Raw genomic sequence first — 13,588 nt, forward strand, 5'->3', positions numbered from 1 at the left:
AAAACAAAGCGCACCGCGACAATCGACGGTGACGCATCCTTGGGAGGTTATATGGCAACGCTCACCGTCAACGGGGAGACCAAAACGGTCGACGTCCCCGGGGATACCCCGCTGCTCTGGGTTATCCGCGAACATCTGAAGATGACCGGCACCAAGTTCGGCTGCGGCAAGGGACTTTGCGGCGCCTGCACCGTCCACATCGACGGTCAGGCGACCAGAACCTGCGTGACTCCGGTCGAGGCGGCTGAAGGCGCCAAGATCACGACGATCGAGGGCCTGGGTGGCGACCATCCGGTCCAGAAGGCCTGGATCGCGGAGCAGGTGCCGCAGTGCGGCTACTGCCAGTCGGGCCAGATCATGCAGGCCGCTGCATTCCTTTCGGAGAACAAGAGCCCGAGCGACGAGGACATCGTGAACGCCATGACCGGCAACCTCTGCCGCTGCATGGCCTATGTCCGGATCAAGAAGGCCGTGGCCCGCGCCGCGACCGAGATGGCCGGCTGAGGGGGGACACGATCATGACAAAGCACGAAAAGATCGCCCTGTCCCGCCGCGGCTTCCTGGTCGGGATGACCGCCGGCACGCTGACAATGGGCTACGCGATGATGGGCGGCCCGCTGGGGATCGCCGAAGCGCGCGCCGAGGGCACCTTCTCCCCGAACATCTGGTTCACCATGGACGGCGACGGCAAGGTCACCGTGAACATCACCAAGGCCGAGATGGGCCAGCACGTCGGCACGCCGCTGGCGCAGGCGCTGGCCGAAGAGCTGGAAGTGCCGTGGGAGAACGTCTCCATCCACTACGTCTCGACGGCACCGGAATACGGACTGTTCGTCACCGGCGGTTCCTGGTCGGTCAACTGGACCTTCGATCAGCTGAGCCGCGCCGGCGCCGCCGGCCGCATCGCGCTGATGGAAGGCGCGGTGAAGCTGTGGGGCGTGCCGCTGGCTGAGCTGTCGGCCGAGAACGGCATGGTGATGCATGCCAAGTCGGGCCGGAAGATCAGCTATGGCGACCTGGTGAAGGAAGGCGTCACGGCGCGGAACTTCTCCGAGGACGAGCTCAAGGCGATCCAGCTCAAGGATCCAGCGAAGCGCAAGCTGGTCGGCCACTCGGTCGGCGCGCTGGACATCCCGGGCAAGACCAATGGCACCGCCACCTTCGGCATCGATGTCGAGGTCGAGGGCATGATCGTCGGCACGCCGAAAGTGCCGCCGGTCCGCTACGGCGCCAAGGTGACCGGCGTCGACGACTCCGCCGCCAAGGGCATGGCCGGCTATCAGGGCCATGTGGTGATCGAGGATCCGACCATGACGACCACCGGCTGGGTGGTCGCGCTGGCCGACACGTATCACCAGGCGCTGAAGGCACGTGACGCCCTGAAGGTCAGCTATGACCTGGGTCCGAACACCGGGGCCTCGTCGGCCAAGATCATGGCCGAAGCCGAAGCGCTGCAGAAGTCGGGCGACGGTGCGCAGCTGTTCGTGAAGGACGGCGACTCCGGGCCGGCCATTGACGGCGCCGCGGTGAAGCACGAGGCGACCTACACGACGCAGCTCAACATCCATGCGCCGCTGGAGCCGTTGAACGCCACAGTGGAAGTGGTCGACGACGTCTATCACATCCATTGCGGCAACCAGTTCCAGACCCTCGCGCTGGGTCTGGTGCCGGCGGCGCTGCAGATCGACCCGAGTCAGGTCGTTGTCCATCAGTACCATCTCGGCGGCGGCTTCGGCCGGCGTCTGGAATCGGACTACATCCTGGTCGCGGCGCTGACCGCCAAGGGGGCCGGCAAGCCGGTGAAGGTCATCTACAGCCGCGAGGCCGACATGACGATGGACTTCACGCGCACCATCACGCACCAGGTCGTGCGTGGCGGCGCTTCGGACGGCCGCATGGTCGGCATGGAGCAGCGTGTGGTCTCGGCCTGGGCGACGGCGCGTCAGGCGCCGGCCTTCCTGGCCGACTCGGCCGACAAGTCCGGCAAGGTGGATCCGTTCTCGATCAACGGCGCGGACCACTGGTACACCATTCCGAACCAGACGGTGACGACGATCAAGTCGCCGATGGCCCAGTCGGCGACGCCGGCCGGCCAGCTGCGTTCGGTGGCGCCGGGCTGGACCTTCTGGGCGGTCGAGTGCTTCCTCGACGAGATCGCGAACAAGGCCGGCATCGATCCGCTGCAGTTCAAGCTGGGCATGCTGGACGCCACCGGCAAGAACGCCGGCGGTCCGCCGAACTCGGTGGGCGGCGCGAAGCGTCTCGCCAATGTCCTGAAGATCTGCGCCGAGAAGTCGGGCTACGGCAAGGACATGGGTGACGGCGTGGGTGTCGGTCTGGCCGCGGTGACGGCGCAGGAGCGCAACAGCCCGACCTGGACCGCCTGCGCGGCCCAGGTGAAGGTCGACAAGGCCACCGGCAACTTCGAGATCCAGAAGCTGACGCTGGTGATCGACGTCGGAACCGCCGTGAACCCGCAGGGCGTCGAGGCCCAGGTCCAGGGCGGCGCGCTGTGGGGTGTCTCCATCGCGACGAAGGAATTCGCGACCATGGAAAACGGCGCCATCCAGCAGGACAACTACGACACCTACACGCCGCTCCGCATGGAAGACATGCCGGAGATCGACGTGACGGTGCTGTCCACGGGCCACTACCCGGCCGGCGCCGGCGAACCCGGCGTCACGGTGACCGCCCCTGCGATCGGGAACGCGATCTTCGCGGCTTCCGGCGCCCGGGTGCGCGACCTGCCGATCACCCCGGAGAAGGTGAAGGCGGCCCTCGGCTGACCCGATCCATCCGGTCCTGAACGGAGGGCGGCGCCGGTGAAGACCGGCGCCGCTTCTCTTTCCGGACCCTGCCCTTTCAACATCTCGGACCTTGCCGCCCAATTCGGCGGCTGTTAGCTTTCCCGGGCATGAGGGAACCGGCTAAATATCTGATTCGTATTGGTATTCTGATACTTCTTTGCGTATCAGGCCTGATCGCGCCCGCCCTTTCCAGGACCATCGACCTGCGCAATCTGTCGGTCGATGCGCAACAGGCCATGAAGCTGGCCTGCGATGTCGGCGATAGACGCATCGAGAAGCATCACCTCGAATGCCTCGACTATCATGCCCGCGCCTGGCGGCGGCTGATGTTCCGCCCCGATCTCGGCCAGCTGTCGCTCCGCAATGCCCGTCTGCTCCGGGAGGCCTGCGCCGAGGAGATGAAGTCCGGTCCGGCGCCCTGGGCGCGCTGCGTCGAACAGCAGATGGCCGAGTTGCGGATCCCGGTCGCCTTTCCGGACCTGTCCGCACTGACCGCTCCCGACCGGAACCGCATCCGTCAGATGTGCGAGCAGGCCGCGCAGGTCAGCAGCTACCGGGAAGCCGCCTGTCTGGAGAAACTGCGCGACCGGTTCATGGACGCGCCCGGGCAGCCGGAACAGGCCTCGCCAATCCATCCCACCAACACACGTCAGAGCGACCACCCCGCTGCGGAACGCATGGGCAGCGCCATGGCCGGCGCGCCCCGCGTGGCGGCGCTGACGCCGGGGATACTGAACTACAACTCGCTCGACCCCTCCGACCCGTTCTGGCCGTCCTGGCGGGGGCTGCGTCCGGACCGGCCCCTGACCCTGTCGGGGCCGCCGCTCTCTCCTGACAAGCTCTACGAACAGGTCGCCTCCAGCGTCCATGTCGTGCTCTCGGCAGCCTCCATCGAGGATTTCCGGGCATCCCGGAACGTGAAGCAGGGCTCCGCCGTCGCCGTCTCAAAGAGCCACCTCGCCACCAACTGCCATGTGCTGAAGGGTGCCGCGGTGATCGTGCTGTTGCAGGGCGAGCGCAACGGCAGGGCGAAGCTGCTGCTATCGCATCCGGCAACCGACCGCTGCCTGCTCGAATCGATCGACATGCCGCTCGTTCCGACGCCCGGTGTCCGCGCGTTCGAGGATCTGAAAATGGGCGAGAAAGTCTGGTCGATCGCCGCGCCCCACGGGCTGCAGCAGACCCTGCATGACGGCATCGTCAGTCAGCTGCGCTCCAACAACGGCATTCCGCTGATCCAGACCTCGGCCCACGCCGCGCCGGGATCGTCGGGCGGCGGCCTGTTCGACTCCGCGGGCAATCTGGTGGGCATCACCAACTTCACCGTGGCCGGCGACGTCCAGCTTCACTTCGCCATCGCGGCCGCCGCCTTCTGGCAATAGGCCGCCGGCGGGTCAGACCGCGTCCCTGGCCTCGCGGACCATCTTGTAGAGCTGGCGGTCGGTGCCCTCGACGTCTTCCTGGAACTTCAGCAGCACGTTGATGGTCCGCCGCACCGTCTCGACGTCGAGTTCGGACGTGTTCAGCAGCAGGAGCGTGCGCGCCCAGTCGATGGTCTCGGAGATCGCCGGCAGCTTCTTGAGTTCCTCCTCGCGCAGGCCGTGCACGAAGCTGACGATCTGCTTGCGAAGGGATTCGGCCACTTCCGGCACGCGGGCGGCGACGATGCGGCGCTCGGTCTTCTCGTCCGGGAACGGGATGTAGAGGTGCAGGCACCGGCGCTTCAGGGCGTCGCCCATCTCGCGGGTGTTGTTGGAGGTCAGGAAGACGATCGGCGGGATCTTCGCCTTCACGACGCCGATCTCCGGCACGCTGATCTGGTAGGCCGAGAGAATCTCCAGCAGATAGGCCTCGAACTCGTAGTCGGACTTGTCGATCTCGTCGATCAGCAGCACCGCGCCATTCTCGGCCTCCAGCGCCTTCAGCAGCGGCCGGGGCTCGAGGAAATCGTGGCTGAAGAAGATGTCGGAGAAGCTGTGCAGCTTGCCCATCGCCTCGGGCAGCGTCTTCGCATCCCCCATCACATCGGCCAGTTTCTCTTTCAGAACCTGGGTGTAGAGGAGCTGCTTGCCATACTTCCATTCGTAGAGCGCCTTGGCCTCGTCCAGGCCCTCGTAGCACTGCAGACGGATCAGCGGAATGCCGAGCATCTCGGCGGTGGCTAGCGCCAGTTCGGTCTTGCCGACGCCGGGCGGTCCCTCGACCAGGATCGGCTTGGTGAGCTGCTGCGCCAGGAACACGGCGGTCGCGATCCGGTCGTTGGAGATGTAGCCGAGGGTCGAGAAGGACTCCTCGATCTTCTTCGGATCGGACAGCTTGTCCTGCCAGTCTGCGCTCACCTGGGTCCTCCCGTTCGTTCGCCCGCGCCTGTCTTATCCCGCCCGATCCCTCAACGAAAGCCGTGATTGCGCATGCCGGTCAGCCGCCAGAGCCGGATCGCCATGAACAGCGCGAACAGGGCCAGCGGCATGAACGACACCGGCACCCAGAATGCCGCGCTGGCGACGGTCTGCGGCGTCACGCCCTGCGAAAGCCCCGCGGCGTTGGCGGCGACGCCGGCCAGGGCCGCGCCGACGCCTAGGCCGCCCTGCTGCACCATGGCGATCGAGGAAGCCGCATGATCGCCCTCGCCCTCCCGCGCGCCGCTCATGATCCGCTGGACGAGGAAGGCCCAGCAACTGCCCATGGCCATCCCCATGACCACGATGGCCGGCAGAACCGCCAGGAGCGAGGGGCCGTTGGTCAGCATGCTCATGCCGAGCAGGCCGCAGCAGGTCAGGACCGGGCCGAGCACGATCAGCCGCGACGGCCATGCGCCGGTCAGGCCCGAGACCGAGACCGCAACCGTCGTCCAGGCCAGCGACGCGCAGGCCACCATGTAGCCGGCGGTCAGCGGATCGGCGCCGTGCAGGTGCTGCAGGAACAGCGGCATGAAGGTGGGCATTTGCGTGAAGATCACCGACATGGTCAGCGCAGTCCAGATGCCGACGCCGGTGACGGAACCGAAGGTGAAGGCGTCACTGGGCAGGATGCGGTCGTCGGCGCGGCGGTCGAACCGGATCATGATGGCAAGGACGGTCATCGCCAGGACCACCAGTCCGCCCTTCTGCCAGGCCGGATCCGCCACCGACGCCAGAGAGAGAATGGCGATGCCCGCGACGACCATCGACAGTCTGACGGCCGGGAAGCGCCGGCGCGTCGCCGGATCGGCCGCCACCTTCGGCAACGCGAAGTAGGTCACGACGCCCAACGTTCCCGCGACCAGCGCCACGGTGATGAAGGCGGCCCGCCAGTTGCCCAGATTGGCGAAGACCCCGCCTATCAGCGGACCGAGGATGACCGAAACGCTCCAGACACCCGCCAGCATGGCAAAGACCCGCGGCCAGACGCGCTCGGGGAACGTCTTGCGCACCAGCACATAGGCCAGACCGGCGATGATGCCGCCGCCGAAGCCCTGCACGAACCGGCCGGCAATGATCTCGGCCATGCTGGGCGCCAGGGCGCAGGCGACCGAGCCGACAGCGAACAGCGCCGCGCCCAGCATGTAGCCCCCGCGCGGACCGATGCGGGAGGCGACGATGCCCGACGAGGTCGCGGCAATGATCGAAGCGGCCATGAAGGACGTCATCGGCCAGGCCAGCAGGGCCGCGCCGCCGACATCGGCGACAATGCTGGGCAGCACGGTGGCGACCAGCAGCACGTTCATCGAATGCACCAGAATGCCGCCGAGCAGGACCGCCAGGGAGGGCAGCCATTCCGGCCGCAGGACCTCCCCCCAGCCGACCCGGGCTTCGGCCTCGCTCACCCGGCGGCGGCCGCGTTCAGCAAGGCGCTCCCGGTCTTCGCCAGCTTGGCCGCATCGACCCGCTCGGCCACCTTGCCCAGTTGCTGCAGGTCGCGTGTCAGCAGGTCGAGGAACTCGTCCTGTCCGGTGGCTTCCGCCTTCAGTTCGGCGAACGCCGCGCCGAAGCGCCGGCCCAGCCGCCTCAGCGCCAGCAGCCGCGCCTCGTGTTCCGGCGAGGCCGGATCGCCGCCGCTGTCGGCCATCAGCTGCCGTCCGCCCGCAAGATAGAGCTGCCGGTCGGCGTCCAGCGCACCGAGTTCCACCGCCTTCTCCGCCGGCAGGATCGCCGCCAGCCGCCGCAGTTGCACCGCCATGGCGCCCGCCTTCGTAGCAAGCCCGATGCAGTCCTCGACCCGCCGGAACCGCTTCAGCACCGTCTCCACAGCATCGCCCGCGCCCGCGAGATACGCTCCATCGGGCAGGAACGCGTTCTCCATCTTCAACCCGCAATGGCCCGAGGGCTTGGCGAAGTCGATCTTCACACCCTCGGTCTGCGACACGCCCTCGGCGTCATGCGGCACCAGAAAGGCCCCGAAGCGCTTGCGGCCACCCTGTTCCGAGGTGATGGCGATGGTGACGAAGATGTCGGCGATGGGGCCGTTGGTGAGCCACGCCTTCTCACCGGTCAGCCGCCAGCCGCCATCGACCTTCTCCGCACGCGTCGAAAGCCGCTTCGGATGCGCGCCGGCGCCCGGTTCGGAAATGGCGATGCAGGCCGAGCGCCGGCCGGCGGCGAGATCCGGCATCACATCAGGACGCTGTTCCGCATCGGCATACTCGGCGATGACACGCCCGGCGACCATGTGGTGGGTCATCCACGAGGTACAGAGACCGACCACCTCGGCCGCTTCGGCAACGGCAGCGGCGACGTCGAACAGCTCGGCCGGCGTCGCCTCGATGCCGCCATCGTCGCCCATGCCGAAACCGAGCCAGCCGGACTCCCCCATCTCCTTCCAGATGTCCCAGGGGAAATCGTCGGAACGGATCAGGTCGAGCGCCCTCGGTGCGATCACCTTACGGGCATAGGCGGCAAGCTCGGTCCCGGCCGGGATCAACTCACTTGCCCTTCCAGTTGGGCTTCCGCTTCTCGGCGAAGGCCTTCGGCCCCTCGATGAAGTCCTCGGAGTGCCGCAGCGTCTGCACCGACGGGTAGTCCGCCTTCATCGCGTCCTCCAGGGACGGATAGTTGAAGTTGTCGCGCACGACCTCCAGCGAGGTGCGGAGCGAGACCGGCGAGCATTCCAGCATCATGTCGGCCCAGCGCCGCGCCGCCGTCAGGGCCTCGCCCTGGGGCACGACCTCGTTGACGAAGCCAAGCTCCTTGCCCTCCGCCGCAGGCACGTGGCGGCCGGTCAGGATCATGCCCATGGCGTTCTTCAGACCGATCTGGCGCGGCAGGCGCTGCAGACCGCCGGCCAGCGCGGCGAGGCCAACCTTCGGCTCGGGCAGGGCGAAGCGCGCGTTCTCCGAGGCGATGATCAGGTCGCAGGACAGCGCGATCTCGAAGCCGCCGCCCATGGCGACGCCGTTCACTGCCGCGATCACCGGCTTGGTGCGGTTCCAGCGCCCGGTCAGGCCGCCGAAGCCCATCGGCGCATACCATTTCGGGTTGCCCTCGGCCTGGTAGACCAGATCGTTGCCGGCCGAGAAGGCCCGGTCGCCGGCGCCGGTGACGATGGCCACCCAGAGGTCCGGATTGGCCTCGAACATGTCGAAGATGGCGCCCATCTCGGCATTGGCCATCGGATGCAGCGCGTTCATCCGCTCCGGCCGGTTGATGGTTACGGTCAGGACGTGGCCGTCCTGCTCGGTGATCGTGAATTCACCCATGAAGTCCTCCCCAGGTTCAGGCCACAAAGCATGTGGCCGAAGGGGGCTTTGTCAAGCTGGCCCTGGCCGCCCTATTCTCGGGCCCGCGACAACCGGGGAGGGAATCATGATCGTCGTCAGCGGAACCTTCAAACTGGGCGCGGCCAGCGTCGACGCCGCCAAGGCGGCCATGATCGACATGGTGGCCGAAACGCTGAAGGAAGAAGGCTGCATCACCTATCACTTCTACCAGAGCATCGAGGAGCCGACGGTCATCCGCGTCTTCGAGGAGTGGGAGACCACCGATCACCTGAAGGCGCACGGCGCCTCGGCGCACATGAAGATCTTCCGCGCGAAGCTGGCCGATCTGGAGATGCTGGAGCGAAACGTGAAGATGTACCGGACGGACAAGATTACCCAGCTCTGAGACTGTCGCCGAAGTGAAAACGACGGCATGACTGGCGGGCAAACCGCTGATCGGATGGGTCCGGGTCTCACTCCTGCCGCCAAAAGAACGGTTGGACAGACCGCTCGTTTCGCATTACTCGCCCCCTTGTTCTGCGTCGTCTGGGAAGCCGTTTTCAGCAGCATCTCGCTTTCATTGCTTCACGGCAGCACCGACAAGGGTGGATTCTGGGCGACGGGGACATTGCTTCTTGGCTGGGCGCTCTACCCCTACTTGTTAATATTCTCGACCTTGATGGCTTTTGTCTTTCGAAGAGCGTCACCGGTCTGGTGGGTGCTGGTCATCTGGATGGTCGTATTCGCCGTCGCCGCAACCTTGCCATTTCTGTCGGCAATTCTGGATCCTGAGCCCTGCGGCGTTGAATACTGCTTCAGTTGGCCAAGTCTCGGGCTCAATCAGATACTTGCCGGATCCACTGCAGGTCTCATCCTTGCCTTTTGGTATCTAAGCCAAGGGGTGCCCGAATCGGAAACGGAGGAAGCCGGCGCATCGAAAGAACACAAGGGCCGCCCGGTGCTGCTGTTCACACTTCTTGTGCCAGGTGTCGCGATCGTCTGGAATGGGGTGTTCGGCACCCTCGTACACGCTATTGCCGGCAAGGACGGTCCGTTCGCCATTCTCGGGTTGTCCGTCGCAGGGCTTGGCGTGCTGTTCATGCTGTTGATCCCTTGCTCCTTCCTGATCGCCTTCAGCTTTCGAATGGCAAGACACAGCATTCTGGCCTTGGTGGTCTGGGAAGCTCTGTTCACCGCCTGCGCCTTCATCCCGCTACAGGTACTCACAAGCTCGCTTGGCGTAGTGGCCGACGGAACAATTGTGTACATTACACAAGCTGCAAGCGGACTGATTATCGGCGCCTTCTTTTACTGGCTCTATGTCGTCAATTGGGATCCTTCTCGGATACGCCCGGTGAATAGTAGAGATTGAATTGATAGCGCCAAAGCGACGAGCAATTTATCTCCCAAATCTTGGACCAGAATCAGGAGCGGCTTCGCCGCAAGGCCGACAATTCCACCGGATGCAGGATCCGGGTCCGGCATGACGCAAATGCGAGCGGCTATCCCGTCAGTCCACCCAGCTTTTCCGGGTTCATGACCATGTCGATGTTGCGGACGCAGCCGTCGCGAACGGTCAGGGCCGCGGCGCCGAAGGGGCGTCCGGCGGTGCGGAACACGAAGCCCGGTCCGCCCATGACCCGAGCCGGTACAATTTCCAGATCCGGGCCAGCCTTCCGCATCAGGCCGAGCAGGAAGCGGATCGACTTGTCCTGCCCATAGATCGGGTTCAGCGCGGCCTTCACCTTGCCGCCGCCGTCGGAACGGACGACCACATCGTCATGCAGCAACGCCTCGAGCGGTTTCAGATCGCCCGCCGCGGCGGTCTGGAAGGCAGAGGCCAGCCGGACCGCGATGTCGGCGGACGGGCGCTCGCGGGACGCCCCGTCCTCCACCCGCGCCCTCGCCCGCGAGACCAGCTTGCGTGCATTGACGGCGGTGGTGTCGAGCACCCCGGCGATCTCGTCATAGCCGTAGTCGAAGGCCTCCCGCAGGATGAAGGCGGCGCGTTCGGCCGGGGATAGCGTTTCCATGACAACCAGCAGCGCCATGGTCAGACCCTCGGCCAGTTCGGCGCGGTCCGGCGGCGCATCCTCGTGCACGATCACCGGTTCGGGCAGCCACGGGCCCACATAGCTTTCCCGGATCGCCTTCGCCGCGCGCAGCCGGTCGATACAGAGCCGGGTCATGGCCGTCGTCAGCCAGGCCGCCGGCGTGCGGATCGCAGCCGCATCGACGGCCTGCCAGCGCAGCCAGCAGTCCTGCACGGCGTCCTCGGCCTCGACGAGCGAACCCAGCATCCGATAGCCGATGCCGCGAAGCCGGGTGCGCTCGCCTTCGAATATGGCGGTCGGATCAGTCATCGAAATCGAGGATGGCACAGCTCTGCGCCAGACCAAGGCCCCGCTTCATCGCCGGATAGATGCGGGAGACGGCAGCGGCCAGCGAAAGCTCGACGCGCGCAGCGCGGCCCCAGCGCCGCTCGGCCTCGTCGCCCAGCGTTGCAGCCTCCGGCAGGTTGCGCGCGATGGCGTCGCCCAGCCGGGTCGCCAGGGCCAGGTCATCGGGCAGGTCGTCGAAACGGCCGGTGGCGGCGGCGCGGATCCATGTCTTGTCCATCCCGGCCAGACGCGCGTGACCGGCCTGGATCTTCACGCAGGGACCGCAATCCTCCGCCCGGATCGCCGCCAGCCGCGCAGCGTTCAGCGCGTCAGGCGGCGCAGCGCGGCCATAGGAGAGAAGGGGCGCCGCCGCGAGGAACCGGGTCAGCAGTCCGGGCGAGGCCGACAGCATTTCGTGCAGCAGTTCCAGCGGCTCGCCGATCCGCCGCTCTTCCTTCTCGATTCGCTGGCGGTAGACCGCCGACATGCCGATGCTCATGAGAAAACGCCTCCGTCAGGGTTCCAGTCGGAAGGTCTGACGAAGGCGCTTCGGAATTTGTGACCGGCAGGTCAGTCGAGCATGGTGATCTCGATCGAATCCATGCCGTGACGGCCCTCGGCATTGACCAGCCGGAAGCCGTCGAAATCGTCCTGGAAGCCGTTGTTGGCGACGTTCAGGATCCGGTTGCCATCGACGAAGACCTGCATGCGGCCATTCTTCTCCCGGAGCCAGCGGACGTCGTAGGTGCCGGGGCGCCGGCCCTGGGAGGCGGGGAAGCTGAAGTTCGTCTCGGCAATGGTCGTGACGCTGCGGCCGACCACGATCAGCCGCGCCTTGTCAGCGGTGAACTGCAGCCGGTAACCGTTCCGGGCGTCGCGGCCCTGATAGACGCCGAGTTCGAAGATGCCGCCGGTCTCGTCGTCGCTCATCAGGGTCGTCTTCAGATCGAAGGCGTTGGTGATTTCCTGCGGCAGCAGGATCGCGGCGGGTTCGTTGATGGCGCGAGAATTCCGGCGGGTATTCTCGTCGTCCTGGTCCTGACGGTTCGCCTGCAGTATGGCGCCGAACAACTGCACGATCTTCTCGGCGTTGTTGTCGGCGGAAACCTCTTCCTGCGGTGCGACGAAGGCGAACAGCCGATTGCCGCGGGCGACGAAATACTCGCCCTGAATGACCTGCCATGCCGGGTTCTCGGTGAAATTGCCGTCGGCGAAGTCGTCGGAAACGGCCGGACGGCGCTCACGGTACGCCTCCTTCGCCTGCTGGCGGTCCGCGCGGCGCTCGGCCTGTTCGTGGCGTTTCAGGATCGCCTCGAAATCGTCGAGATAGGCGGGCGAGGCGGCCCGGTCACGGCGGCCCGCCGCGAGCAGTTCTTCCAGTTCGTCCAGCATCCGCTGTGTGTGTTCGGGATACTCCTGGAAGCGGCCCTGATCGTCCTGCCAGGCGCGGTACTTGCGGTCCTGGGCCTGCGCCCCGATGGCGGCTGTGAGCCCCATGGAGACCACGACGGCGGCGAGTGCAGCTTTGCGGAGCATGATGTTCCCCCTGTGGTTCTTCTTGTTGGTTGCCTCTCGATATAGGCCCTGACACGGCAGGCCGAAGTGACGGCGACCAAATTGACGCAAGGGCAACAAGGCCCGGACAGGCCGGTTCAGTTCTCGACCTCGCCATCCTTCTTCAGACGGTTCAGGACGTTGAAGGCCAGTTCCTGACCCTTCTCGGCGCCAAGGACCTGCCCGACGCGGGACGTCACCGGGACGATCTTCGCGCTCGTCTCGACGAGACGGCGGCCGAGATCGGTATCGTAGAAGTCGATCACCGCCTGCATCTCCTCGGCCGTGAAGGCCTGCTGGAACAGCGGCGCCAGCTCGACCATGATCTCCCGGCCCAGCGAGCCGAAGGACCTGTCGAATTCCTCACCGACAATCTCGTTGAAATTGTCGGGCACGGCCAGTTGCCGTTCGGTGGCCGCAGCCCGAAGGGCCGGAACGAGCTGCCCCATCACGATTGGACGCATCTGCTCCATCACCGCCGAGGTATTGCCCTCCACGCCGGTGACGCGGAACATTTCCATGACCTGCTCGGAACTCGGTTCGGCGGCGGAGGCCGGCATCAGCCCGGCGGCCAGCAGGGCCAGTGTGATCAGCAGACGGCGCATCGGAACCTCCAGACCTGAGCGGCCTGAAGGTTAACCCGACATGTGGCGGAGCGGCCAGAGGCCGGGGCTCAGCCCCAGCGGACCTCGACGACCTCGTAGGATTTCTCGCCGCGCGGGGTGGAGACATCGACGACGTCGCCGACCTCCTTGCCAATCAGGGCACGGGCGATGGGCGAGGTGTTGGAAATGCGGCCTTCGTCGATATCGGCTTCTTCGGTGCCGACGATCTGATAGGCGCTTTCCTCGTCGGTATCGACATCGGCCAGCAGAACCGTTGCGCCGAACCGGACGGTGCTTCCGGACATCTTGGTGACGTCGATGACCTCGGCGCGGCCGAGGACGCTTTCCAGTTCCATCACGCGGCTTTCGATGAAGCCCTGCTTCTCTTTCGCGGCGTGATATTCGGCGTTTTCGGACAGGTCGCCATGGGCGCGCGCTTCCGCGATCGCCTGGATGACGGCGGGGCGTTCCACCGACTTCAGATTTCTCAGTTCAGCCTCAAGGCGCTTCTGGCCCTGAAGCGTCATGGGCACTCGTTCCATAACGCGTATCCGTGTTGTTTTCCGC

Annotated in this window: 14 protein-coding genes; 5 read left to right on the forward strand and 9 right to left on the reverse strand. The window is 65.9% G+C overall.

All coding sequences use genetic code 11. The features are described 5' to 3' along the window. Nucleotides 1-51: 51 nt before the first annotated feature. The 3 genes from ACMVY4_RS20505 to ACMVY4_RS20515 all read left to right on the forward strand — a co-directional run bounded on the left by ACMVY4_RS20505 (nucleotide 52) and on the right by ACMVY4_RS20515 (nucleotide 4,189). Nucleotides 52-504: a (2Fe-2S)-binding protein gene (locus ACMVY4_RS20505; protein ID WP_416897803.1), complete on the forward strand. Its 453-nt coding sequence runs from the start codon at nucleotides 52-54 to the stop codon at nucleotides 502-504. Between the two features lie 14 nt (nucleotides 505-518). Next, entirely contained in the window at nucleotides 519-2,786 is a 2,268-nt protein-coding gene (locus ACMVY4_RS20510) for a molybdopterin cofactor-binding domain-containing protein (protein ID WP_416897804.1), read from the forward strand. A gap of 257 nt (nucleotides 2,787-3,043) precedes the next feature. Beyond that, nucleotides 3,044-4,189, forward strand: coding sequence for a S1C family serine protease (locus ACMVY4_RS20515; RefSeq protein ID WP_416897805.1), 1,146 nt, complete (start codon nucleotides 3,044-3,046; stop codon nucleotides 4,187-4,189). A gap of 12 nt (nucleotides 4,190-4,201) precedes the next feature. Here ACMVY4_RS20515 and ACMVY4_RS20520 read toward each other — a convergent pair whose 3' ends face one another. Genes ACMVY4_RS20520 through ACMVY4_RS20535 form a run of 4 tightly spaced genes read right to left on the reverse strand, consistent with a single transcriptional unit; the run spans nucleotide 4,202 to nucleotide 8,481 of the window. Next, the gene (locus tag ACMVY4_RS20520) at nucleotides 4,202-5,146 is read right to left on the reverse strand and encodes an AAA family ATPase (protein ID WP_416897806.1); all 945 of its coding nucleotides are present in this window, start codon (nucleotides 5,144-5,146) and stop codon (nucleotides 4,202-4,204) included. Between the two features lie 50 nt (nucleotides 5,147-5,196). Next, complete coding sequence (locus ACMVY4_RS20525; RefSeq protein WP_416897807.1) at nucleotides 5,197-6,612, reverse strand: MFS transporter; 1,416 nt, start codon at nucleotides 6,610-6,612, stop codon at nucleotides 5,197-5,199. Beyond that, a complete protein-coding gene (locus ACMVY4_RS20530) occupies nucleotides 6,609-7,706 on the reverse strand; it encodes an acyl-CoA dehydrogenase family protein (protein ID WP_416897808.1) in 1,098 nt (365 codons plus the stop codon). Before ACMVY4_RS20530 ends, ACMVY4_RS20525 begins: the two co-directional genes overlap by 4 nt. A 1-nt stretch (nucleotide 7,707) precedes the next feature. Next, nucleotides 7,708-8,481 carry an enoyl-CoA hydratase-related protein gene (locus ACMVY4_RS20535; RefSeq protein WP_416897809.1) on the reverse strand — a complete coding sequence of 258 codons (774 nt, stop codon included), beginning with the start codon at nucleotides 8,479-8,481 and terminating at the stop codon, nucleotides 7,708-7,710. Nucleotides 8,482-8,587: 106 nt separating this feature from the next. On the opposite strand from ACMVY4_RS20535, the gene ACMVY4_RS20540 reads away from it, so the two are divergent. Further along, nucleotides 8,588-8,887: a putative quinol monooxygenase gene (locus ACMVY4_RS20540; protein WP_416897810.1), complete on the forward strand. Its 300-nt coding sequence runs from the start codon at nucleotides 8,588-8,590 to the stop codon at nucleotides 8,885-8,887. Between the two features lie 27 nt (nucleotides 8,888-8,914). Further along, nucleotides 8,915-9,853 (forward strand): hypothetical protein, encoded by a 939-nt coding sequence (locus ACMVY4_RS20545; RefSeq protein ID WP_416897811.1) that lies wholly within the window; start codon nucleotides 8,915-8,917, stop codon nucleotides 9,851-9,853. Between the two features lie 130 nt (nucleotides 9,854-9,983). On the opposite strand, the gene sigJ is transcribed toward ACMVY4_RS20545, so the two are convergent. The 5 genes from sigJ to greA all read right to left on the reverse strand — a co-directional run bounded on the left by sigJ (nucleotide 9,984) and on the right by greA (nucleotide 13,563). Beyond that, nucleotides 9,984-10,844, reverse strand: a complete 861-nt coding sequence (gene sigJ, locus ACMVY4_RS20550; protein ID WP_416897812.1) for an RNA polymerase sigma factor SigJ — start codon at nucleotides 10,842-10,844, stop codon at nucleotides 9,984-9,986. Then, nucleotides 10,837-11,361 carry a hypothetical protein gene (locus ACMVY4_RS20555; RefSeq protein WP_416897813.1) on the reverse strand — a complete coding sequence of 175 codons (525 nt, stop codon included), beginning with the start codon at nucleotides 11,359-11,361 and terminating at the stop codon, nucleotides 10,837-10,839. Before ACMVY4_RS20555 ends, sigJ begins: the two co-directional genes overlap by 8 nt. A 71-nt stretch (nucleotides 11,362-11,432) precedes the next feature. Next, complete coding sequence (locus tag ACMVY4_RS20560) at nucleotides 11,433-12,398, reverse strand: hypothetical protein (protein WP_416897814.1); 966 nt, start codon at nucleotides 12,396-12,398, stop codon at nucleotides 11,433-11,435. A gap of 116 nt (nucleotides 12,399-12,514) precedes the next feature. Next, on the reverse strand, nucleotides 12,515-13,021 hold the full coding sequence (locus ACMVY4_RS20565; protein WP_416897815.1) for a DUF2059 domain-containing protein: 507 nt from the start codon (nucleotides 13,019-13,021) through the stop codon (nucleotides 12,515-12,517). 68 nt (nucleotides 13,022-13,089) lie between these two features. Further along, a complete protein-coding gene (greA, locus tag ACMVY4_RS20570) occupies nucleotides 13,090-13,563 on the reverse strand; it encodes a transcription elongation factor GreA (RefSeq protein WP_416897816.1) in 474 nt (157 codons plus the stop codon). Nucleotides 13,564-13,588: the final 25 nt, after the last annotated feature.

This window comes from Minwuia sp. (assembly GCF_048007105.1).
Classification (GTDB): Bacteria; Pseudomonadota; Alphaproteobacteria; order Minwuiales; family Minwuiaceae; genus Minwuia.